Below are 18270 nucleotides of genomic sequence, written 5' to 3'. Positions count from 1 at the left end.
TTTTCTACTTCCCTTCAGTTAAATATTGATCGAGCATATCCTCTTTAATTCGTTTTAGTTCTGTTCTCGGTAGCATACTTAATAGTTCCCACCCAAGATCTAACGTTTCTTCAATCGAACGGTTTGTATCGAATCCTTGATTGACATATTCTTCTTCAAAACGTTGGGCAAAAGCTGCGTAAATTTTATCGACATCAGAAAGAGCTGATTCTCCTAAAATGACAGCTAATTCTTTGGCTTGTTTCCCTTGTGCATAGGCTGAGAACAATTGATTCATCGTCGCTGCGTGATCCCCGCGCGTTTTGCCTTCGCCAGTTCCTTTGTCTTTAAGACGGGAAAGTGATGGCAATACATCAATTGGTGGTTGGATACCACTCTTATATAGTTCCCGGGACAAGATAATTTGCCCTTCTGTAATATAGCCAGTTAAATCGGGAATTGGATGTGTTTTATCCTCCTCTGGCATTGTTAAAATAGGAATCTGTGTTACGGAACCTTTTGAGCCACGAATTCGGCCTGCTCGTTCATACAACGTTGCTAAGTTCGTGTAAAGATAACCTGGGTAACCACGACGTCCTGGAACTTCACGGCGTGCTGCTGAAATTTCTCGCAACGCTTCGCAATAATTTGTCATATCCGTCATGATAACTAAGACATGCATGCCCTTTTCATAAGCTAAATATTCAGCGGCTGTCAAAGCCATTCTAGGTGTTGCAATCCGTTCAATGGCTGGATCATTCGCTAAGTTCATAAACAAGACTGAACGATCAATTGCGCCTGTTTGACGGAAATCTTCCATAAAATATTCCGCTTCTTCAAAGGTAATCCCAATGGCCGCAAAAACTACGGCAAATTCTTCTTCACTATTTAACACGTTGGCTTGTCTGGCAATTTGTGCCGCTAATTCTTTATGAGGTAAGCCAGATGCTGAAAAAACAGGTAATTTTTGACCACGAACTAAGGTATTTAAATGGTCAATCGCTGAAATCCCTGTTTGGATGAACTCATCGGGATAATCACGAGCAACTGGATTGATAACTTCGCCGTTAATATCTAATTTTTTCTCAGGTAATAATTCTGGTCCATTATCTTTTAAGCGACCTAAGCCGTCAAAAACGCGCCCCATCATATCTGGCGAAACCCCTAATTCTAAAGGATGTCCCAGAAAGCGAACTTTTGAATCACGAATATTGATGTTACTCGTTCCTTCAAAAATTTGGACCATCGCTTTATCTCCATTGATTTCTAAAACTTGCCCTTGGCGAATTTCGCCATTTTGCATGCGTACTTCAATTAATTCTTCGTACTTTACGCCTGCCACTTTTTCAACAATCATCAGAGGACCAACGACTTCATTGATTGTGCGATATTCTTTAATCATTCGTCATTCCTCCTTCAGCAATGATTTCTTTTATCGTTGTTTTAATTTCTGCTTGTAAACGATCCAATTTTTCTAATTCTTCTTCTGGTAAATACTTGCTACGAGCAATGCGATCACGGATTTCAACTGTTCCCGCCATTAACTCAGAGAAATAAGTGCCTAAACTTAAGGCTTTTTGACCTTCTTCACCAAAAGTTAGAATCAATTGCAACATTTTCGCTTGTTTGGTTCGAGAAGTGAACGTATCCACGTCATCAAAAGCATTTTGTTGCAAATAGTCTTCCCGTAATGATTTGGCTGTTTCCAACGTTAAACGGTCTTTATCCGACAAGGAATCAATCCCAACCAAACGAACAATTTCTTCCAGTTGAGATTCCTCTTGTAAAATCCGCATCCCTTCAGCTACCATAGCGGCCCAGTTTCCTTGCAATTCCAAGTCTAAATATTGCCCTACTTCTGTGGAGTAAAGAGAATAACTTTGCAACCAGTTAATAGAAGGAAAATGACGTTTTTGTGCTAATTGAGAATCTAAGCCCCAGAATACTTTAACAACGCGTAACGTATTTTGTGTGACAGGTTCTGATATGTCCCCACCAGATGGCGAAACCGCACTAATCGCCGTAATGCTTCCTTCACGATGATCTTTTCCTAACGCGATGACTTGTCCTGCTCGTTCATAATATTCAGCTAAGCGACTACCTAAATAGGCTGGATAGCCTTCATCACCAGGCATTTCTTCTAACCGGCCACTCATTTCTCGTAACGCTTCTGCCCAACGAGAAGTAGAATCCGCCATAATTGCGACTGAGTAACCCATATCACGGAAATATTCTGCAATGGTAATCCCTGTATAAATCGAGGCTTCCCGTGCCGCTACCGGCATATTTGACGTATTCGCAATTAAAATCGTCCGATTCATCAAAGACTCACCAGTTGTTGGATCAATTAATTCTGGAAATTCATTTAAAACATCTGTCATTTCATTCCCGCGTTCCCCACAACCAACGTAAACGACTAAGTCGACATCGGCCCACTTGGCAATTTGGTGCTGAACGACTGTTTTTCCTGCGCCAAATGGTCCTGGAACTGCTGCCGCTCCGCCTTTCGTAATTGGGAAAAAGGTATCAATTACGCGTTGTCCGGTCACCATCGGTACTTTGGGACTTAGTTTTTCTAAAATGGGACGTCCCCGCCGAACGGGCCATTTTTGCATCATGCTAAAACTTTCCGTTCCTTTAGCCGTTTTCACTGAGTAAACTGTTTCATCAATGGCAAAGTCACCTGCTTTAATTTCGGCAATCGTTCCTGAAACGCCGAAAGGCACCATAATTTTATGTTGAATAATCGGTGTTTCTTGAACCACACCGACGATGTCACCTGCCGACACTTCTTCACCAACTGCCACAGTTGGTTCAAACGTCCATTTTTTCTCACGATCTAACGCATCAATTTTAACGCCACGGCCTAAAAAGTTACTGTGGGTTACTTCTTGAAATGTATCCAATGGTCGTTGAATACCATCAAACATTTCGGCAATTAAACCTGGGGCTAATTCAACAGATAATGGTTCTCCTGTTGAAATAACTGGTTCTCCTGGTCCAATGCCTGTTGTTTCTTCATATACTTGAATCGAAGCGACGTCGCCTCGCATTTCAATAATCTCTCCGATAACGCCTAAATCTCCTACATGACAAATGTCTTGGATACTAGCATCTGACATGTTTTCAGCTAAAATCAAAGGACCTGAAACTTTGACAATTTTTCCAATTTGCACGCTCATTCTCCTTTGCATTATAAAATATTTTGTCCAATTGCTTTTTCAACATTTTTTTCAATCTCACTTAAACCGATTCCGATTGTACCATTATGACTTGGGATTAAAATAATCGCTGGTGTCACTTGTTCTTTGTATCGTTCAATCGTTTCTTCTGCTAAAGTAGAGGCTTCTTCCGTTATGAAAATGACCCCAAACTTATTTTTTGCCATAGTTTCAATGGCTTCTCTAACTTGCATTTCTGAAATGGCATGATGGACCTCAAAGCCAAACAGTTTAAATGGTAAGATTGAATTTTTGTCTCCAATGACACCAATTTTATACCCCATTGACTTTTCGCATCCTTTCTCGAATTTTTTCATTTGAAAACCCACTATGTTTTCCGACCAAAATTAAACGCAAATTTTTCCATTCAACTTCTTTCGCATTCAAAAAGGCTAGTAATGGGAGCGGCCCAAAAGCAACCGTCCGACCGTTTTCATACATTGAGGTCAGGTAATCATCTTTGAGTTTTTCAAAAGCCAATAAATTTAATTCATTGGTTTCTTTATTGATAATCTTTTCTAATAGTTGTCCGTAATTCGTTGTTCTGACAAATGCTGTAAATTCTACAAGTGACTTTTCCGCATAGGTCAACAGCTCTTTCTTTGAGAGACTGCCAGCGCTAGAAAGCACGGTTGATAAAAAGTTACTGTTTTGATGTTGAACAATCCCTCTAGCCATCGTTGATAGATTGGTTAAATCAATAAAAGCGATGACTTCCTTCGTTAACTCTTCATAGCCCAATTCATCCGCTAATTTTCGCTGTTGCTGTAAAAATGCTCGATCATAAAGGATATCAATTGCTTGCGGCAAACCGCCTTCTTCCAGATAAGCAAAAACATCACGGATCACTTCTAATAATGCTGGCTCAAGTTCGGAAGAGTTTTTTGTATGAATGGCACTTTTGACTGTGTTTAGAGAATAACGACCATCTTCTAAATAAAGATAATCAAAATCTTTACCTGTTCGCTCAGCTTTCGTCAAAATTTTCAAGTTATGGAAGGTAAAACGCATCGTATACAACGTTACTACAGCTGGTTCTGGAGCCATTTCATATAACCAGCGATAAAGATTTCCCAGCGCTTCAGAAGAATGGTAGTCAAATTTTTCTTCAAAAGTTTCGGTTAAATAAGGTTGATAAACCGTACTTTTTAACATATTTTTAACGTCTTCAACTGTTTCCGCTTCTAAAAGTTGTTGAAACTGTTGCTCAGAAAGCAGCTCCGTTTCTTTTAAACGAATCAGCGGATTAATTTGATGATACGTTGGTTTTCTCATGCTACGTCCTCCCTTCTTAACTGAAAAGTTTTTCTGCTACTTTAAAGCCTTCTGTTTTTTGAATCTCTTCAACTAATGCTGAAAAGAGAAAATTATAATCCAAACCGTCTTTTGCAACGATAAAGCCACTTTCTTTTGGAACAACTTCCTCTGAAAGCTCCCATTGAACAGTAGCATCAGAAAGGGCGGTCAGCCATTCTTGCGTCACTTTCGTTTGAGAATACTCGCCTAAAAGAATGGTTGCTTTTCCTGTTAATTCAAGTGAACCTAATTGTGCTTTCATGAATTCTTGAAATTCTTCCGCTGACCATTCACTCATCTTTAAGACCACTTCATCAAATAATTGGTTAAGATATGCTTGTTTTTTATTTAATGCATCCTGACGAATTTCTAGTGTTTGCCGTTGTTGGCGTTGTTTAAATTCTTTTAATAATTGTTGTTGTCGTTTTTCTATTTCATGTTCTTGCTTCAGCAAAATTTCTTGTTGTGCTGCTTGGAATTCTTGATCGATGCGCGTTTGTTCACTGGTGACATAGGCTTCGACTTCTTGCTTTCCTTGCTGCTTAATTTCACTGATGATTTTTTCAATGGCATCCATCCATCTGCCTCCTCAATTATTTGACGTTCAATACAAGTAAGAAGGAAATTACGAACCCTAAGATGGCATAAGTTTCAACCATGGCAGCATAGATAATTCCTTTTGTTGCATGTTCTGGTTTCTTCGCTAAAATTTGGATCCCCGCAGCGGCTACACGACCTTGGGCAATCCCAGAGAACAATCCAGCAAAGGCAATCGGTAAAGCTGCTACAAAATAGTTCAATCCTTGAACCATACTCATATCGTTTCCTAAGTTAATATAAATTAAGAAAGCAATAACGAAACCGTATAGTCCTTGTGTACCTGGTAATAACTGTAAAATTAACGCTTGACCAAATTTTTCTGGCTGCTCAGTCGTTAAAGCTGCTGCTGCTTCCCCAGTAAAGCCAACCCCTTTGGCTGATCCAATCCCAGCAAAAATTGTCGCCATTGCCATTCCTAATACTGCAAAAACAATTCCACCATTATTATTAATTAAGTAATCCATCATCTCTATTTTCCTCCAATAAATAATTTTCTATTTTTTCTCAACATTGACATACTTTTCTTTTGTTTTTAGCGGATTAAACGCCCGGCCACCGCCTGTGTAAAATTTTCCAAAGAACTCAACATATTGCAAACGTGCGCCATGAACATAAGCACCTAATAACGATAAGAATATGTTTAACGCATGTAAAACAATTAACAGCAAGATGCCCACGCTAAAACGGGCAACTGGCGGCATGAACTCAACGAGCATATTAAACGCTGAAGCAATACTTCCCCCAGCAATTCCTAACGCCATCAAACGTGTATAACTAACTAAATCACCGACATAACCTGTCACACCGTATAGTCCATACAGTCCTTTGGCTAAACCTTTTAATTTGGCCTTCGATTGAATCATTGGAATCACAATAATTGCAATGGCAGAAAGGCTAGCTAAAATTGCACCTGCTGTAAATAAGCCTTCATTTTTAACCACTAATTTACCAACGACTAACAATGCTAAACCAAACAAAATCCCTAACCAAGCGTAACTTTCGTTAATACTATCTAAATAGCGCTTTTGTTTTGATAACTGAATCCCATTAATCATTAAACCGACAACCAATTGGATAAACCCAAAAATAACCGATAAAATAAGAATCGTATTTACATCTTCGGTCGTTGATAAAATCGGAAATGGTGATTTGATTCCAAACATTGTTGGCGGTAATGCTGCACCGAAAAACGAACCGTAAATGAAGCCCCAAATAATTGTTGGAAATGATAAAATCAAGAAAAAGTCGGCAAAACGTTTCATGCCTCTCGGTAAAACAAATGCTTTCAAAGCAATAATAGACAAGAGTAGCATCAGTAAGCCATAGCCAATATCCGCTACCATCATGCCAAAAAAGACTAGATAAAACGGCATCATCGCAGGTGTCGGATCAACTTCTTCATATTTTGGTAAGCTATACATCTCTGTTAACATTTCAAACGGCTGCACCAATTTATTATTCGCTAGTTTAACTGGTATATCCGTCTCAATTTCCGCCTTCGTAGGATTTTCAAAAGTAAGAGCTATTTCGTCCTTAGGAACTTTTTCTTCAATCGCTGTCAAAATCTCGGCTTTTTCTTCGACTGGAATCCACGTTTGCAAGATGAAAAATGATGAAGCATTTAACAAATGTTGACGTGCTTGTTCTCTTTGGATAACCGCCAATAAGACTTCTTCAGCCAAGCAAAACGTTTCATAGAAATCATGATAAGAAGCCAGTTGTTGCTTTAAGGCTTTTTCTTCTTTTTGTAAAATTTCATATCGTTCTTTGACTTGTTGATATGCCTCTTTAGGCGGAACATCATAACGGTATTGGAGTGGTTCAAAACTATATTGGTTTAATAACTCGGTTACACTCTGCTGATGTTCCTTCAGGTAAACGAGTGTAAAGTAACTATGATGCATACTTTGATAAATTTCTTCAAAATAAACCGTTGGCCATTGAGACAAAGCGCTCAAGAAACTGGCTTTATTGGCTAGATTTATCGAACCATGAACGACATAACTACTTTTTAACTGCTGTTTGTGTGGTAGAACATCCAGATATTGCCAGCGGCCTAATAATTCTTCTTCTGCTTCTAACCCTTGACGATCCGTTTGAATTTGTTTCAAAGATTCTTGAATATTCTTTAATTCCGTCAAATAGCTTTGTAATGTTTCTTCATCAAAGGTTTGTTCCAACTCTTCTAAGGTATAGACTTTTCTTTTTATCTTTAACCCTTTTCCTGAAGAGCGTGTCAAAAATAAAAGAAGCTCTTGCAATTGTTGTAGCATCGTTTCATATTTACGTAGCTGTTCAGTTGACTGTTCTGCTTGTAAAAAAGAATATTGACTCTTTAAGGCTTGTTCTTCTTCAGGCGAATGAAAAATCCGTTTTACTTCGACAATTTGCAAGCCTTGAATGGCTTGTAGAATTGCTGCTTCTTTTTCGGCAGCGGCAATTATTGTCATTTTTTCCATTTTACTAACTGCCATAAACGTCTTTCACCCTCTCAATAATTGAATCAATGACTTGTTCTTTGTTCGCTTCGTAACGTTCGTGAAGCGCTTGTTCAGTGCGCTTTGTTTCATCTAAAAGTTGTTCTTTTTCAAGTTGTAACATCTTTTCTTGCGTTGCTAGTGAATCCGTCAGCACTTTTTCAACAGCTTCTTCACTCTCTTGACGTAGTTCAGCTAAACGTTCTTGCTTCTGTTCTTCATATAAACGACAATTCATCTTAGCTTGTTGCCGATGCTCTTCCACCGCATCTTCCGCTGCCTTGATTTGCTCTAGTACTTCTTGTACCATTGTCTCCACCTCCTTAGTTTTTACACCTTTAGCATATAAGAAAAAGGACTAGCGAAATAGAGATACGCTCAGCCCTTTTGTTTTAGGTATGCAAAAAGGCGCAAACTCAAAAATTGTTCTTCTCACCCCTTGAAGAACTGAATCCTTGAAGCTTTCGCCCAACCATTCTTTATTCAATACTCTACCATCTTAGCAAAGTTTTTCGCAAAATTCAATACTTACCCAAATGAATTAAAATAACAAATTTTCACTTTTATAATAGGTAATAAAAAGGCATTATTTTTTTCGCTTTATAATTATTGATCTTGAATTTTTTTCACATAGATGTGCTATACTTACGTAAACAATTAAATTTATTTGGAGGGATGTCTGATGAATATACGATATATTTCAATCTCTGGTAATACACGCTCATTTGTTCAACGTTTAACAACTTATGCTGAAGAGCAACATCAGCACAACGAAAAAAATCCTACGATTACTTTCAAAGAAATTTCGGAAAATTCTCCGTTAGAAGTAGAAACAGAACCATTTTTTACCTTTGTGCCTACCTATTTAGATGGTGGCGATGGCATCAACAACGGCAATACCGAAATTTTAACAGAAGTCATGCGAGAATATCTTGCTTTTGAAAATAATTATCGTTATTGCTCTGGCGTGGTGGGCAGCGGCAATAAAAACTTTAACCACCAATACTGCCTGACAGCTAAACAGTATGCGGAACAATTTAACTTTCCCTTCTTAGCTGACTATGAATTAAGAGGCACCCAAGCGGATATTGAACGAATTTATGCTATTTTAAAGAAAAACCAATAAGCAAGTTTCATTACTAAAAAGCTCACCTATGATAGACTACATTTTGAGGTGAAGAAAAATGAGAAATACATGGTTAGCAGAACAACTTCAGTCAATCAGCGAAGAGCCCAATTCTTTTATTATCGAGGAAACCATCAAATATATTGAACAATTAGAAGATGATAATGAAAGTCTTCAAGTTGCATTGGAAGGAACTATTTGGAGTCCTAAAAAATGGAACGAACCATTGGAAAAATAATTTAAACAGAAGAAAAGAGCCAGAAACACTTACGTTTCTGGCTCTTTTCTTCTGTTATTTACAAATTATAGGCGTGCATTTAAATCTTTTGCTAATTCTTCAAAACCTGGTTTACCTAATAAAGCGAACATGTTGCGTTTGTAAGCTTCAACACCTGGTTGGTCAAATGGATTAACCCCATTTAAGTAACCTGAGATGCCCACCGCAATTTCGAAGAAGTACATAACATAACCTAATGAATAAGCATCCATTGTTGGCACTTTAACGATCATGTTTGGCACACCACCATCTGTGTGAGCAAGCAACGTACCTTCGAACGCTTTTGTATTGACGAAGTCAATTTCTTTTCCTTGTAAATAGCCTAGGCCATCTAGATCTTCATTTTGTTCTGGAATTGAAATGCTATGGCGTGGATTTTCAATTTTAACCACTGTTTCAAATAAGTTACGCATACCTTCTTGAACATATTGACCCATGGAATGTAAGTCAGTTGAAAAGTCTGCGGCTGCTGGGAAAATACCTTTGCCATCTTTTCCTTCTGATTCACCGTATAATTGTTTCCACCATTCAGAGAAATAGTGCATACCAGGCTCATAGTTAATTAACATTTCAGTTGTTTTACCTTTACGATATAAAATGTTACGTAACGCAGCATATTGATAGGCTTGGTTTTCTTTTAAGTCGCTCGTTGCGCCGTATTCTTTACGGGCATCATTTGCACCTTCCATTAAACGATCAATATCCGCACCGCTAACAGCGATTGGTAAAAGACCTACTGGCGTTAAAACAGTGAAACGGCCGCCCACATCATCAGGAATCACAAATGTTTCCCAACCTTCCGCATCGGCTTCAACTTTTACTGCTCCTTTAGCACGGTCAGTTGTCGCATAAATACGTTTATTGGCTTCTTCTTTGCCATATTTATTAATTAATAACTCTTTAAAGACGCGGAAAGCAATCGCTGGTTCTGTCGTAGTTCCAGATTTTGAAATAACGTTGACAGAAAAATCACGATCACCAATCACATTGATTAAATCAGCTAAATAAGTTGAGCTGATGCTATTTCCAGCAAAGAAGATTTGTGGCGCTTTCCGTTCTTCTTTTGATAATAGATTATTAAATGAATGTGTCAAAAATTCAATTGCTGCACGGGCACCTAAATATGAACCACCGATACCAATGACTACTAATACCTCAGAGTCAGATTGAATTTTTGCTGCTGCTTTTTTAATGCGCGCGAATTCTTCTTTGTCATAGTTTTCTGGTAAATCAATCCAGCCAGTAAAATCATTACCAGCTCCTGTACCTTCACGTAATGCTTTGTCCACTGCAGTGACTTGTGTTTGCATGTATTCCAATTCATGGTCAGCAACAAATGGTGCTAATTTGGAATAATCTAATTGAATGTGTGACATTCCTTTTCCTCCTCGAAAGTAAACTTACTACATGTATACTTTACGTGTTTTTAGACATTTTTTCAAGCAAATTCTTTTGGATAGACCAATTGTTTAATTTTAACTATTTAATTAGAGATATTTATTCTCTTAATCAAACAAACCAAGAAAAAATGCTAGGAAATCCTAGCATTTTTTGTTATTAAACGAGTCCTTGACTTAGCATCGCTGCCGCTACTTTTTCAAAGCCAGCAATATTCGCACCTAAAACAAAGTTATCTCGTGCCTGATATTCGTTAGCTGTATCACGACAAGTCTCATAAATGTTTTGCATAATTTGATCTAGCATACCGTCAACTTTTTCAAAGGACCAAGCTAAACGTTCAGCATTTTGGCTCATCTCTAATGCAGAAACCGCAACACCACCAGCATTAGCGGCTTTGCCTGGACAATAAATTACAGCTGATTTAGCAAAAACGGCGACTGCTTCTAGTGTACAAGGCATATTTGCGCCTTCTGCCACGACTTTCACTCCGTTTTTCACTAAAATAGCGGCTTGCTTTTCGTTGATTTCATTTTGTGTTGCACATGGTAACGCAATGTCATACGCTGTTTCGAAATCCCAAACAGATTCTTTATCATAATAAGTTGCGCCTTTACGTGTTTCAACATATTTTGAAATGCGTTCACGATTTTTTTCTTTTAGTTCTTTTACTAACGCCACATCAATTCCTTCTGGATCATAAACAAAACCAGACGAATCGGAACATGTGATTACTGTGGCGCCTAGCTCAGTTGCTTTTTCCATGGCATAAATTGCGACATTCCCGCTACCAGAAACAGCGACTTTTTTGCCTTCAAACGTATCGTTTTTATCTGCTAATAAATGTTTAACAAAATAAACCGTTCCATAACCCGTCGCTTCTGTTCTTGCTTGGCTTCCCCAGTATCCTAAAGGTTTTCCAGTCAACACTCCTGCATCATAGTTGCGCAAGCGTTTATACATGCCAAACAAATAACCAATTTCACGAGCGCCTACGCCAATATCGCCTGCTGGAACATCTGTACTTGGACCAATATGTTTTTGAAGTTCGGTCATGAAACTTTGACAAAAGCGCATCACTTCAGCATTTGACTTACCTTTTGGATCAAAATCACTACCGCCTTTGCCGCCACCGATTGGCAAACCAGTTAAACTATTTTTAAAAATTTGTTCAAAGGCCAAAAACTTCATCACACTTAAATTCACACTTGGATGAAACCGCAAACCACCTTTGTATGGCCCAATCGCTGAATTATATTGGACACGATAGCCTCTGTTCACATGCCAATTGCCCTGGTCATCTTGCCACGGCACACGAAATTGAAAAATACGTTCAGGTTCAATCAAGACACCTAAAACATTTGCTTCAATGTATTGAGGATTTTTTTCTAAAAAACCTTCTACGGTTGGTAAAAACTCATCGACTGCTTGTAAATATTCTGTTTGACCTTGGTCTAATTGGTGAATCTTTTCTTGAATATTTTTAACATATTGTTTTGCGTCCATTTAATCATCCTCTCATTGTTATAGGTTTATTTTAACTGAAAATTCAAAAATTACCATAGTCAAACGTTTATTTTTTTATTTATTTCTTTTTTGCATTTTTATTGCGCTAATGAAAGCGTTGACATATTTTTGTAAAGTATGTAATATAAAATTAGTAAGCAAAGATAAAAATTTGTTGATATTTTGCATTAAATACACTCTTATACATCAAGATGTATTTAAAGAAAAGAGGAATATTTATGGAAATGGAAAAATTTAAAGATGATTTAAAATCGTTAGGTAAAAGAGTAACAAAATTAAAGGAAAATATTGCTACCGAAGAAGCAACCAAAACTTCTTTAATTATGCCCTTCTTTCAAATACTGGGTTATGACATTTTTAATCCTTTGGAATTCGTTCCAGAATTTACTGCTGATGTAGGGATTAAGAAAGGGGAAAAAGTAGATTATGCGATAGTAATTGATAGTATTCCTACTATGTTAATTGAAGCAAAATCTGTCAACGAACAATTAACAAAACATGATTCTCAATTATTTAGATATTTTGGGACTACGACATCAAAATTTGGAATATTAACAAATGGTAAAGAATATAAATTTTTTACCGATTTGGAAGAACCCAACAAAATGGACGTCTCTCCATTTTTAACTATTGATATAACTAATTTGAAGGATACACAAATACCAGAAATTGCTAAATTCCATAAAGACACATTTGATATTGATAAAATTACAAGTAGCGCTTCTGAATTGAAATATTTAAATAAATTTAAAGCTTTCTTATCAGATCAGCTTTTAGACCCTTCAGAAGATTTTGTAAAATATTTTGTTGGAGAAATTTATGGCGGAGTAAAAACTAAACAAACATTAGATAAGTTTACACCTATAATAAAAAAAGGAATAAATCAATTTATCAATGAAAAAGTAAATGAAAAGTTAAGTGCTGCATTAAATACTTCTGTTTCGGACAAAGAAGATGATTTGTCTGAACAGCCTGAAGATGAAATCGAGAATAATATAGTTACTACTCCTGAAGAATTAGAAGTTTACACAATTTCTAAACTCATTTTAAAAGATACAGTAGTGTTGGATAGGATATTTTACCGAGATAATAAAAGTTACTTTAATGTACTCCTAGATAATAATATCAGAAAATGGATTTTAAGATTTTACATGAATAATAATGGTATGAAAATAGAACTAAACAACGGATTAAAAGAATTAATTTCAATCGAATCACCATTAGATGTGTCTAATCATTCAGAAAAAATAATAAAAATTGTAAACGAGTTCTTATAAAACTAAGGAGCCAGTTAGTAAATTTTCAATTAGCTGGTTCCTTAGTTTTATTTATTTTTTCCTTAAATCCAGAAAAAATCCCGTAATTATGGTACACTACCTATTGAATTGGAGGAGAACTATGAAGAAATTTGATGTAATTATTGTCGGCGCTGGGACGAGTGGTATGATGGCCACGATTGCGGCTGCAGAAGCAGGCGCTCAAGTATTATTGATTGAAAAAAATCGCCGTGTTGGGAAAAAATTATTAATGACTGGTGGCGGCCGCTGTAATGTAACTAATAATCGGCCCGCAGAAGAAATCATTTCATTTATTCCTGGAAATGGAAAATTTTTATACAGCGCATTTTCACAATTTGATAACTATGATATCATGAACTTTTTTGAATCCAATGGTATTCACTTAAAAGAAGAAGATCACGGACGCATGTTCCCTGTTACAGATAAATCGAAGTCAATTGTTGATGCGCTATTTAACCGCATTAACGAATTAGGAGTCACTGTTTTTACAAAAACACAGGTCACAAAATTACTACGAAAAGACGATCAAATAATTGGCGTTGAAACCGAACTGGAAAAAATTTATGCGCCGTGTGTTGTATTAACAACTGGCGGCCGCACTTATCCTTCCACAGGAGCAACTGGTGATGGCTATAAACTAGCCAAAAAAATGGGGCATACCATCAGCCCACTCTACCCTACCGAATCACCTATTATTTCTGAAGAACCTTTTATCCTTGATAAAACGTTGCAAGGTCTCTCTTTACAAGATGTTAATTTAACTGTTTTGAACCAAAAAGGAAAACCTTTAGTTAATCATCAAATGGATATGCTGTTTACACATTTTGGCATTTCAGGACCTGCCGCGCTCCGCTGTTCTAGTTTTATTAATCAAGAATTAACTCGCAACGGTAATCAACCTGTCACGGTAGCCTTGGATGTGTTTCCGACAAAATCTTTTGAAGAAGTGCTGAAAAATGTTGATTACATGATTGAGGAACAGCCAAATAAAGTGGCAAAAAATGCCTTTCATTCTTTAATACCAGAACGTCTGCTTACTTTTTATCTAGAGAAACTAGCAATTGAAGAAGTGCCTGCCAAACAACTGACAGAAAAGCAACGTCTTTCCTTTGTGGAACTACTGAAAGACTTTCAGTTCACTGTTACGAAAACATTGCCTTTGGAAAAATCTTTTGTCACAGGCGGTGGGATTTCCCTCAAAGAAGTGACCCCTAAAACAATGGAGAGCAAATTAGTCAATGGTTTATTTTTTGCTGGTGAACTTTTAGATATTAATGGCTATACTGGAGGCTACAATGTTACAGCTGCATTTGTCACTGGACATGTTGCTGGCTCCCATGCCGCAGAAATTGCAGAATACACCTATTTACCAATTGAAGAAGTCTAAACAAAAAGTCGCTAAAATAGCGACTTTTTGTTTACTTTTTTTATTTATCAATAATTTTCCCGTTTTCTAAATAAATAGTGCGGGTGGCTACTTTTTCCACAAACGTTTCATCATGCGAAGTGAAAATTACTGTTCCTTGATAGGCACTTATAAATTCTTCAAGTGCTTGGATTGTGTCTAAATCAAGAAAATTGGTGGGTTCATCCAATAAGATAATATTATTTGGTTCTATAAACAATTGCGCCAAAGTAATTTTTATGGCTTCGCCACCACTTAGAGAAGATATCTTTGTCTGTAAATTTTCTTGTTGAAAACCTAGTCGATATAAAAGTGAACGCACAATCTTTTCAGAATAATTTGTCCGCTTCAATAAATAAGTCAACAGTGGTTCATCATTTTTTAATCGATAATCTAATTGATGATACGTTCCTAACCTGACTTTGGGAGAAAAGTAAATGGCCGGGTGACGGGCTTCAATTTGTTGAAGGAAGGTACTCTTCCCAGCACCATTTTTTCCACAAAGTGCTATTTTTTCGTTTAAAGGAATTTGAACGTTCACTTGGTTAAGAATTGTTCGATTCTCATAAGCGAAAGTTAAATTTTCAATTCTAATTGGATATGGATTGTATAAAGAGAACTGATTATTAGTAGGAAAAATAATTTTTCGCTTTTGTTTTGCTTGCGCAACATCGGGTAATCTGTCAATTCTGGCATTAATCGCTTTCGCTTGTTTTTGGAGTGCTTTTTGTACGGTATCTTTTTGTTTAGAACCAGCTAAACGACTAGGTTTAATTTGCTTTTGTTTTTGTTTTTTTGAAACATGACTAGATTTTTGCGCTTGTGCTTGTTTCTTTGTGTAAGATTCCTGTAATTTTTTCTTTTCCTTTTGATATTGATGATAGACATTATATTGTGTTTGCTGTTCCAATTCTTTTTGACGACAATACGCATCGTAGTTCCCTAAATATTCTTTGACATGTCCATCCGAAACTTCCCAAATTTTCTCTGCTAATTGATTCAAGAAAAAGCGATCATGACTAACAAACAAAACGGTCCCATAATAATACGTTAAATCTGCCACTAACAACTGACGATGTTCTTTATCTAAATGTGTGGTTGGTTCATCTAAAATAACCCCGGTTGGATACTCTGAAAATAATGTTGCTAAGCGTTTTTGGACTTTTTCGCCACCACTTAGTTTTTGATTTTTCTGATTTAACAAACAGTTTTTGTCAGTTTTCTCTGGTTCATTCGTTATTTCTTCAGCTACTTGTGCCAAGTAATGAAAGTCGTTCAATCTTTGAACTTTTCCTTTGTCTGATTGAATCTTACCCATAATTAAATTGAGCAGTGTTGATTTTCCTGCGCCGTTTTTACCAATAATCCCAATTTTTTCATTTTCATATACAAATAATTCATCAATTTCTAGAATTGTTTTTCCCGAAAAGTGAATACTTACTTCTTTCAGATGAATACTTAATTTTTTCATTTTGCTCTCTTCTTTCATTTCTGAAACGAAAGAATCTTGGGTACGCAAAAAAGGACAGCCTAATCGCTATCCTTGTAGTTTCGTATAAAAGTACACACGTCACCCATGAATTTTAATTTCAGACTTTTTGATAAGATTTATTCAATTTATTTTGTCAAAAAGTCAATCCAAATTCTGATAGATGCCAACATACAATTATACCTCCTCGTTTAATTACTCCCACACTAACACCTCTGCTTTCTTTTGTCAATTCTGCCCCTAAAATGAGAGAATCGGACTTTAGTAGGATACAATTTTACCGAAACTATGGCAAAATAAAGACGGAGGTGAAAACCATGAAGATTACATTGACACGAAAAACATCAGCTTGGGGCGCGTTACGCTATTTTACATTTTATAAAAATGGTGTGCATCAAGGGAAACTTTTTACTAATGTACCTATTGAAATTGAGGCTGATCCTGGAGATGTTTTAACGTTCTATGAAGGCTGGTTCCAATTTTATCGGCGCATTGAAGTTACTGAAGATACCAAAGAAATCACGATTATCAATTCTAAAAAATTGCAACATGTTTTTTATACCTGTGTCGTCTTATTTTTAATTTTAACGCTATTATTCCTTTCCGCACAGAAACTTTCGACGTTTATTATTGCTGAAATTTTAATTTACTCTGGTATTCAGTGGCTGTTCCGGCAACAAACCTATCATTTTACTGTCAAGAAAAAAACGGAATCCTTTGCTTCCTATTCTAAAAAAAGTATCGCACACTAAACGAATCTTTAGCGTGCGATATTTTTTAATTACTTTTCATTAATTCGGCCACATATGTGACTGTTTCTGGTTGTGTTTCTTCAATTTTATTAATCGCATCTGCAAAATTCGGTAAATGCGCTTTGTGGGCAATTAATAATTCGTCCAACAAGGTCTTCGCCATGACGCCGCCAGGAACTAATGGATTAATAGTGAAAGCATGCAATGCTGCGCCGTAATCACCATTGATGGCTGCTCGAATAACCGTTTCTTCCATAGCTTTCATATTTTGAATAATTCCTCGTGCTGCTGGCGGAAAGGCCCCCCAGTTGTAAGGTTCATGGCCATGAGCTGTCACAGGTCCAGATACTTCTACAACACAATCATACGGTAAATCAGTAATTGTCCCATTATTTTCAGTAGAAACAACCATATCCGTTCGTTTATCATTATAAATTGATGCAATCATTTCACAAGCTGCATCGCTATAGTGTGTGCCGCCCCGTTCTTCTAATTCTTTTGGTTTGTAATCTAGTTTGGGATCTTTATACAATTCAAACAGACGACCTTCCGTTTCTTTAACCACTTGTGCTCTTGTTTCGCCCCGTTCATACTCTTCGATGGAATGCTTCAACATCTCATCTTCAATATAATAATAGCGATGATAACCACATGGTAACATTCCTAAATCTTTTAACTGTTCATAATGGAACGGCGCATCAAAAATATTTTTCAAATGACTTTCTTGCTCTTGCTTAGGTCCGTAAATTAAATCAATGAGTTCTTGTGTTCGCTCTTGTCCTTCTTTGTCCCAAACACGGTGCCAATGGAAATGATTAATTCCAGCAAATTTAAAGAATAAGTCTTCTTCTGGAATTCCCAGCATTTCGGCCGCTTGTTTTCTATGACCAATCGGCACATTACATAAGCCAACTGTTTTTTTCCAACCACCATGTTTAATTGCAGCTTCCGTAACCATTCCAGCTGGATTAGTAAAATTCACTAACCAAGCATCTGGGCAAAGGCGTTTCATATCGTCAATAATAGCTAAAATGACAGGAATTGTTCGAAATGCTTTAAACATTCCTCCCGCGCCATTTGTTTCTTGGCCTAATACCCCATGGGACAAAGGAATCCGTTCATCTTTAATGCGAGCATCTAATAATCCTACACGAAACTGTGTTGAAACAAAATCCGCCCCTTTTAAGGCTGCTTCACGATCCAATGTTAAATGAACTTCCCAATCTAAACCAGCAGCTTTAATCATGCGCTTCGCCATTGCACCAACGATTTCCAATTTTTCTTTACCAGCTTCAATATCGACTAACCAAATTTCCTTAATTGGCAGTTCATCTTTTCTTTTAATGTATCCTTCAATTAATTCAGGTGTATAACTAGAACCGCCACCAATTGTTGCAATTTTTAATGCTCCTCTTGTCATCCGTC

General features: G+C 36.9%; 17 protein-coding genes and 1 other annotated feature. Of the genes, 5 read left to right on the top strand and 12 right to left on the bottom strand.

Annotated features, from left to right (window positions below; all coding sequences use genetic code 11):
* Positions 1-4: 4 nt before the first annotated feature.
* The 8 genes from IGK27_RS06090 to IGK27_RS06055 are packed head-to-tail and all read right to left on the bottom strand — an operon-like array spanning position 5 to position 7883.
* A complete protein-coding gene (locus IGK27_RS06090; RefSeq protein ID WP_002357674.1) occupies positions 5-1381 on the bottom strand; it encodes a V-type ATP synthase subunit B in 1377 nt (458 codons plus the stop codon).
* Complete coding sequence (locus IGK27_RS06085) at positions 1374-3155, bottom strand: V-type ATP synthase subunit A (RefSeq protein WP_002357675.1); 1782 nt, start codon at positions 3153-3155, stop codon at positions 1374-1376. The genes IGK27_RS06090 and IGK27_RS06085 overlap by 8 nt, the downstream gene beginning before the upstream one ends.
* A gap of 17 nt (positions 3156-3172) precedes the next feature.
* Positions 3173-3484 (bottom strand): V-type ATP synthase subunit F, encoded by a 312-nt coding sequence (locus IGK27_RS06080; protein ID WP_002357676.1) that lies wholly within the window; start codon positions 3482-3484, stop codon positions 3173-3175.
* On the bottom strand, positions 3474-4475 hold the full coding sequence (locus IGK27_RS06075) for a V-type ATPase subunit (RefSeq protein ID WP_002357677.1): 1002 nt from the start codon (positions 4473-4475) through the stop codon (positions 3474-3476). The genes IGK27_RS06080 and IGK27_RS06075 overlap by 11 nt, the downstream gene beginning before the upstream one ends.
* Positions 4476-4491: 16 nt before the next feature.
* Entirely contained in the window at positions 4492-5073 is a 582-nt protein-coding gene (locus tag IGK27_RS06070; protein WP_002357678.1) for a V-type ATP synthase subunit E, read from the bottom strand.
* Between the two features lie 16 nt (positions 5074-5089).
* Entirely contained in the window at positions 5090-5563 is a 474-nt protein-coding gene (locus tag IGK27_RS06065) for a V-type ATP synthase subunit K (protein WP_002363905.1), read from the bottom strand.
* 27 nt (positions 5564-5590) lie between these two features.
* A complete protein-coding gene (locus IGK27_RS06060) occupies positions 5591-7570 on the bottom strand; it encodes a V-type ATP synthase subunit I (protein ID WP_002357680.1) in 1980 nt (659 codons plus the stop codon).
* Positions 7560-7883 (bottom strand): V-type ATPase subunit F, encoded by a 324-nt coding sequence (locus tag IGK27_RS06055; RefSeq protein ID WP_002381927.1) that lies wholly within the window; start codon positions 7881-7883, stop codon positions 7560-7562. The genes IGK27_RS06060 and IGK27_RS06055 overlap by 11 nt, the downstream gene beginning before the upstream one ends.
* A gap of 116 nt (positions 7884-7999) precedes the next feature.
* Positions 8000-8047: a sequence feature (sodium ion sensor (DUF1646 type); this cis-regulatory element may regulate processes involved in with the transportation of sodium ions), on the bottom strand.
* A gap of 208 nt (positions 8048-8255) precedes the next feature.
* On the opposite strand from IGK27_RS06055, the gene nrdI reads away from it, so the two are divergent.
* Both nrdI and IGK27_RS06045 read left to right on the top strand, forming a co-directional pair.
* The gene (nrdI, locus tag IGK27_RS06050; RefSeq protein ID WP_002385930.1) at positions 8256-8699 is read left to right on the top strand and encodes a class Ib ribonucleoside-diphosphate reductase assembly flavoprotein NrdI; all 444 of its coding nucleotides are present in this window, start codon (positions 8256-8258) and stop codon (positions 8697-8699) included.
* Between the two features lie 58 nt (positions 8700-8757).
* A complete protein-coding gene (locus IGK27_RS06045) occupies positions 8758-8937 on the top strand; it encodes a hypothetical protein (RefSeq protein ID WP_002357684.1) in 180 nt (59 codons plus the stop codon).
* Positions 8938-9002: 65 nt separating this feature from the next.
* Here the strand turns inward: IGK27_RS06045 and IGK27_RS06040 are convergent, their stop codons facing one another.
* Positions 9003-10352 (bottom strand): glucose-6-phosphate isomerase, encoded by a 1350-nt coding sequence (locus IGK27_RS06040; RefSeq protein ID WP_002357685.1) that lies wholly within the window; start codon positions 10350-10352, stop codon positions 9003-9005.
* Positions 10353-10533: 181 nt separating this feature from the next.
* The gene (gene gdhA, locus IGK27_RS06035) at positions 10534-11880 is read right to left on the bottom strand and encodes an NADP-specific glutamate dehydrogenase (RefSeq protein ID WP_002357689.1); all 1347 of its coding nucleotides are present in this window, start codon (positions 11878-11880) and stop codon (positions 10534-10536) included.
* A 239-nt stretch (positions 11881-12119) separates the two neighbouring features.
* Between gdhA and IGK27_RS06030 the strand changes: the two genes are divergently transcribed.
* Together IGK27_RS06030 and IGK27_RS06025 are read left to right on the top strand one after the other, a co-directional pair.
* Positions 12120-13178: a type I restriction endonuclease gene (locus tag IGK27_RS06030; RefSeq protein WP_002357690.1), complete on the top strand. Its 1059-nt coding sequence runs from the start codon at positions 12120-12122 to the stop codon at positions 13176-13178.
* Positions 13179-13299: 121 nt separating this feature from the next.
* On the top strand, positions 13300-14586 hold the full coding sequence (locus tag IGK27_RS06025) for an NAD(P)/FAD-dependent oxidoreductase (protein ID WP_002357691.1): 1287 nt from the start codon (positions 13300-13302) through the stop codon (positions 14584-14586).
* A 40-nt stretch (positions 14587-14626) separates the two neighbouring features.
* Here IGK27_RS06025 and abc-f read toward each other — a convergent pair whose 3' ends face one another.
* Positions 14627-16093, bottom strand: a complete 1467-nt coding sequence (gene abc-f, locus IGK27_RS06020) for a ribosomal protection-like ABC-F family protein (protein ID WP_002357692.1) — start codon at positions 16091-16093, stop codon at positions 14627-14629.
* 245 nt (positions 16094-16338) lie between these two features.
* Here abc-f and IGK27_RS06015 point away from each other — a divergent pair, with 245 nt between their 5' ends.
* Positions 16339-16845 carry a hypothetical protein gene (locus IGK27_RS06015; protein WP_002357693.1) on the top strand — a complete coding sequence of 169 codons (507 nt, stop codon included), beginning with the start codon at positions 16339-16341 and terminating at the stop codon, positions 16843-16845.
* A 25-nt stretch (positions 16846-16870) separates the two neighbouring features.
* On the opposite strand, the gene IGK27_RS06010 is transcribed toward IGK27_RS06015, so the two are convergent.
* Entirely contained in the window at positions 16871-18265 is a 1395-nt protein-coding gene (locus IGK27_RS06010; protein ID WP_002357694.1) for a 6-phospho-beta-glucosidase, read from the bottom strand.
* Positions 18266-18270 lie beyond the last annotated feature (5 nt).

The sequence above is a fragment of the Enterococcus sp. DIV0236 genome, from assembly GCF_050558525.1.
GTDB classification, from domain to species: domain Bacteria; phylum Bacillota; class Bacilli; order Lactobacillales; family Enterococcaceae; genus Enterococcus; species Enterococcus faecalis.
This window is presented reverse-complemented; position numbering and strand designations above follow the sequence as displayed.

Excerpts from the sequence above, each read along its gene's own strand:
- IGK27_RS06060 (WP_002357680.1), bottom strand. The coding sequence starts at position 7,570 with ATGGCAGTTAGTAAAATGGAAAAAATGACAATAATTGCCGCTGCCGAA.
- IGK27_RS06080 (WP_002357676.1), bottom strand. The coding sequence starts at position 3,484 with ATGGGGTATAAAATTGGTGTCATTGGAGACAAAAATTCAATCTTACCA.
- IGK27_RS06090 (WP_002357674.1), bottom strand. The coding sequence starts at position 1,381 with ATGATTAAAGAATATCGCACAATCAATGAAGTCGTTGGTCCTCTGATG.
- nrdI (WP_002385930.1), top strand. The coding sequence starts at position 8,256 with ATGAATATACGATATATTTCAATCTCTGGTAATACACGCTCATTTGTT.
- IGK27_RS06030 (WP_002357690.1), top strand. The coding sequence starts at position 12,120 with ATGGAAATGGAAAAATTTAAAGATGATTTAAAATCGTTAGGTAAAAGA.
- IGK27_RS06065 (WP_002363905.1), bottom strand. The coding sequence starts at position 5,563 with ATGATGGATTACTTAATTAATAATAATGGTGGAATTGTTTTTGCAGTA.
- gdhA (WP_002357689.1), bottom strand. The coding sequence starts at position 11,880 with ATGGACGCAAAACAATATGTTAAAAATATTCAAGAAAAGATTCACCAA.
- IGK27_RS06070 (WP_002357678.1), bottom strand. The coding sequence starts at position 5,073 with ATGGATGCCATTGAAAAAATCATCAGTGAAATTAAGCAGCAAGGAAAG.
- IGK27_RS06075 (WP_002357677.1), bottom strand. The coding sequence starts at position 4,475 with ATGAGAAAACCAACGTATCATCAAATTAATCCGCTGATTCGTTTAAAA.
- abc-f (WP_002357692.1), bottom strand. The coding sequence starts at position 16,093 with ATGAAAGAAGAGAGCAAAATGAAAAAATTAAGTATTCATCTGAAAGAA.
- IGK27_RS06055 (WP_002381927.1), bottom strand. The coding sequence starts at position 7,883 with ATGGTACAAGAAGTACTAGAGCAAATCAAGGCAGCGGAAGATGCGGTG.
- IGK27_RS06045 (WP_002357684.1), top strand. The coding sequence starts at position 8,758 with ATGAGAAATACATGGTTAGCAGAACAACTTCAGTCAATCAGCGAAGAG.
- IGK27_RS06015 (WP_002357693.1), top strand. The coding sequence starts at position 16,339 with ATGAGAGAATCGGACTTTAGTAGGATACAATTTTACCGAAACTATGGC.
- IGK27_RS06010 (WP_002357694.1), bottom strand. The coding sequence starts at position 18,265 with ATGACAAGAGGAGCATTAAAAATTGCAACAATTGGTGGCGGTTCTAGT.
- IGK27_RS06040 (WP_002357685.1), bottom strand. The coding sequence starts at position 10,352 with ATGTCACACATTCAATTAGATTATTCCAAATTAGCACCATTTGTTGCT.
- IGK27_RS06025 (WP_002357691.1), top strand. The coding sequence starts at position 13,300 with ATGAAGAAATTTGATGTAATTATTGTCGGCGCTGGGACGAGTGGTATG.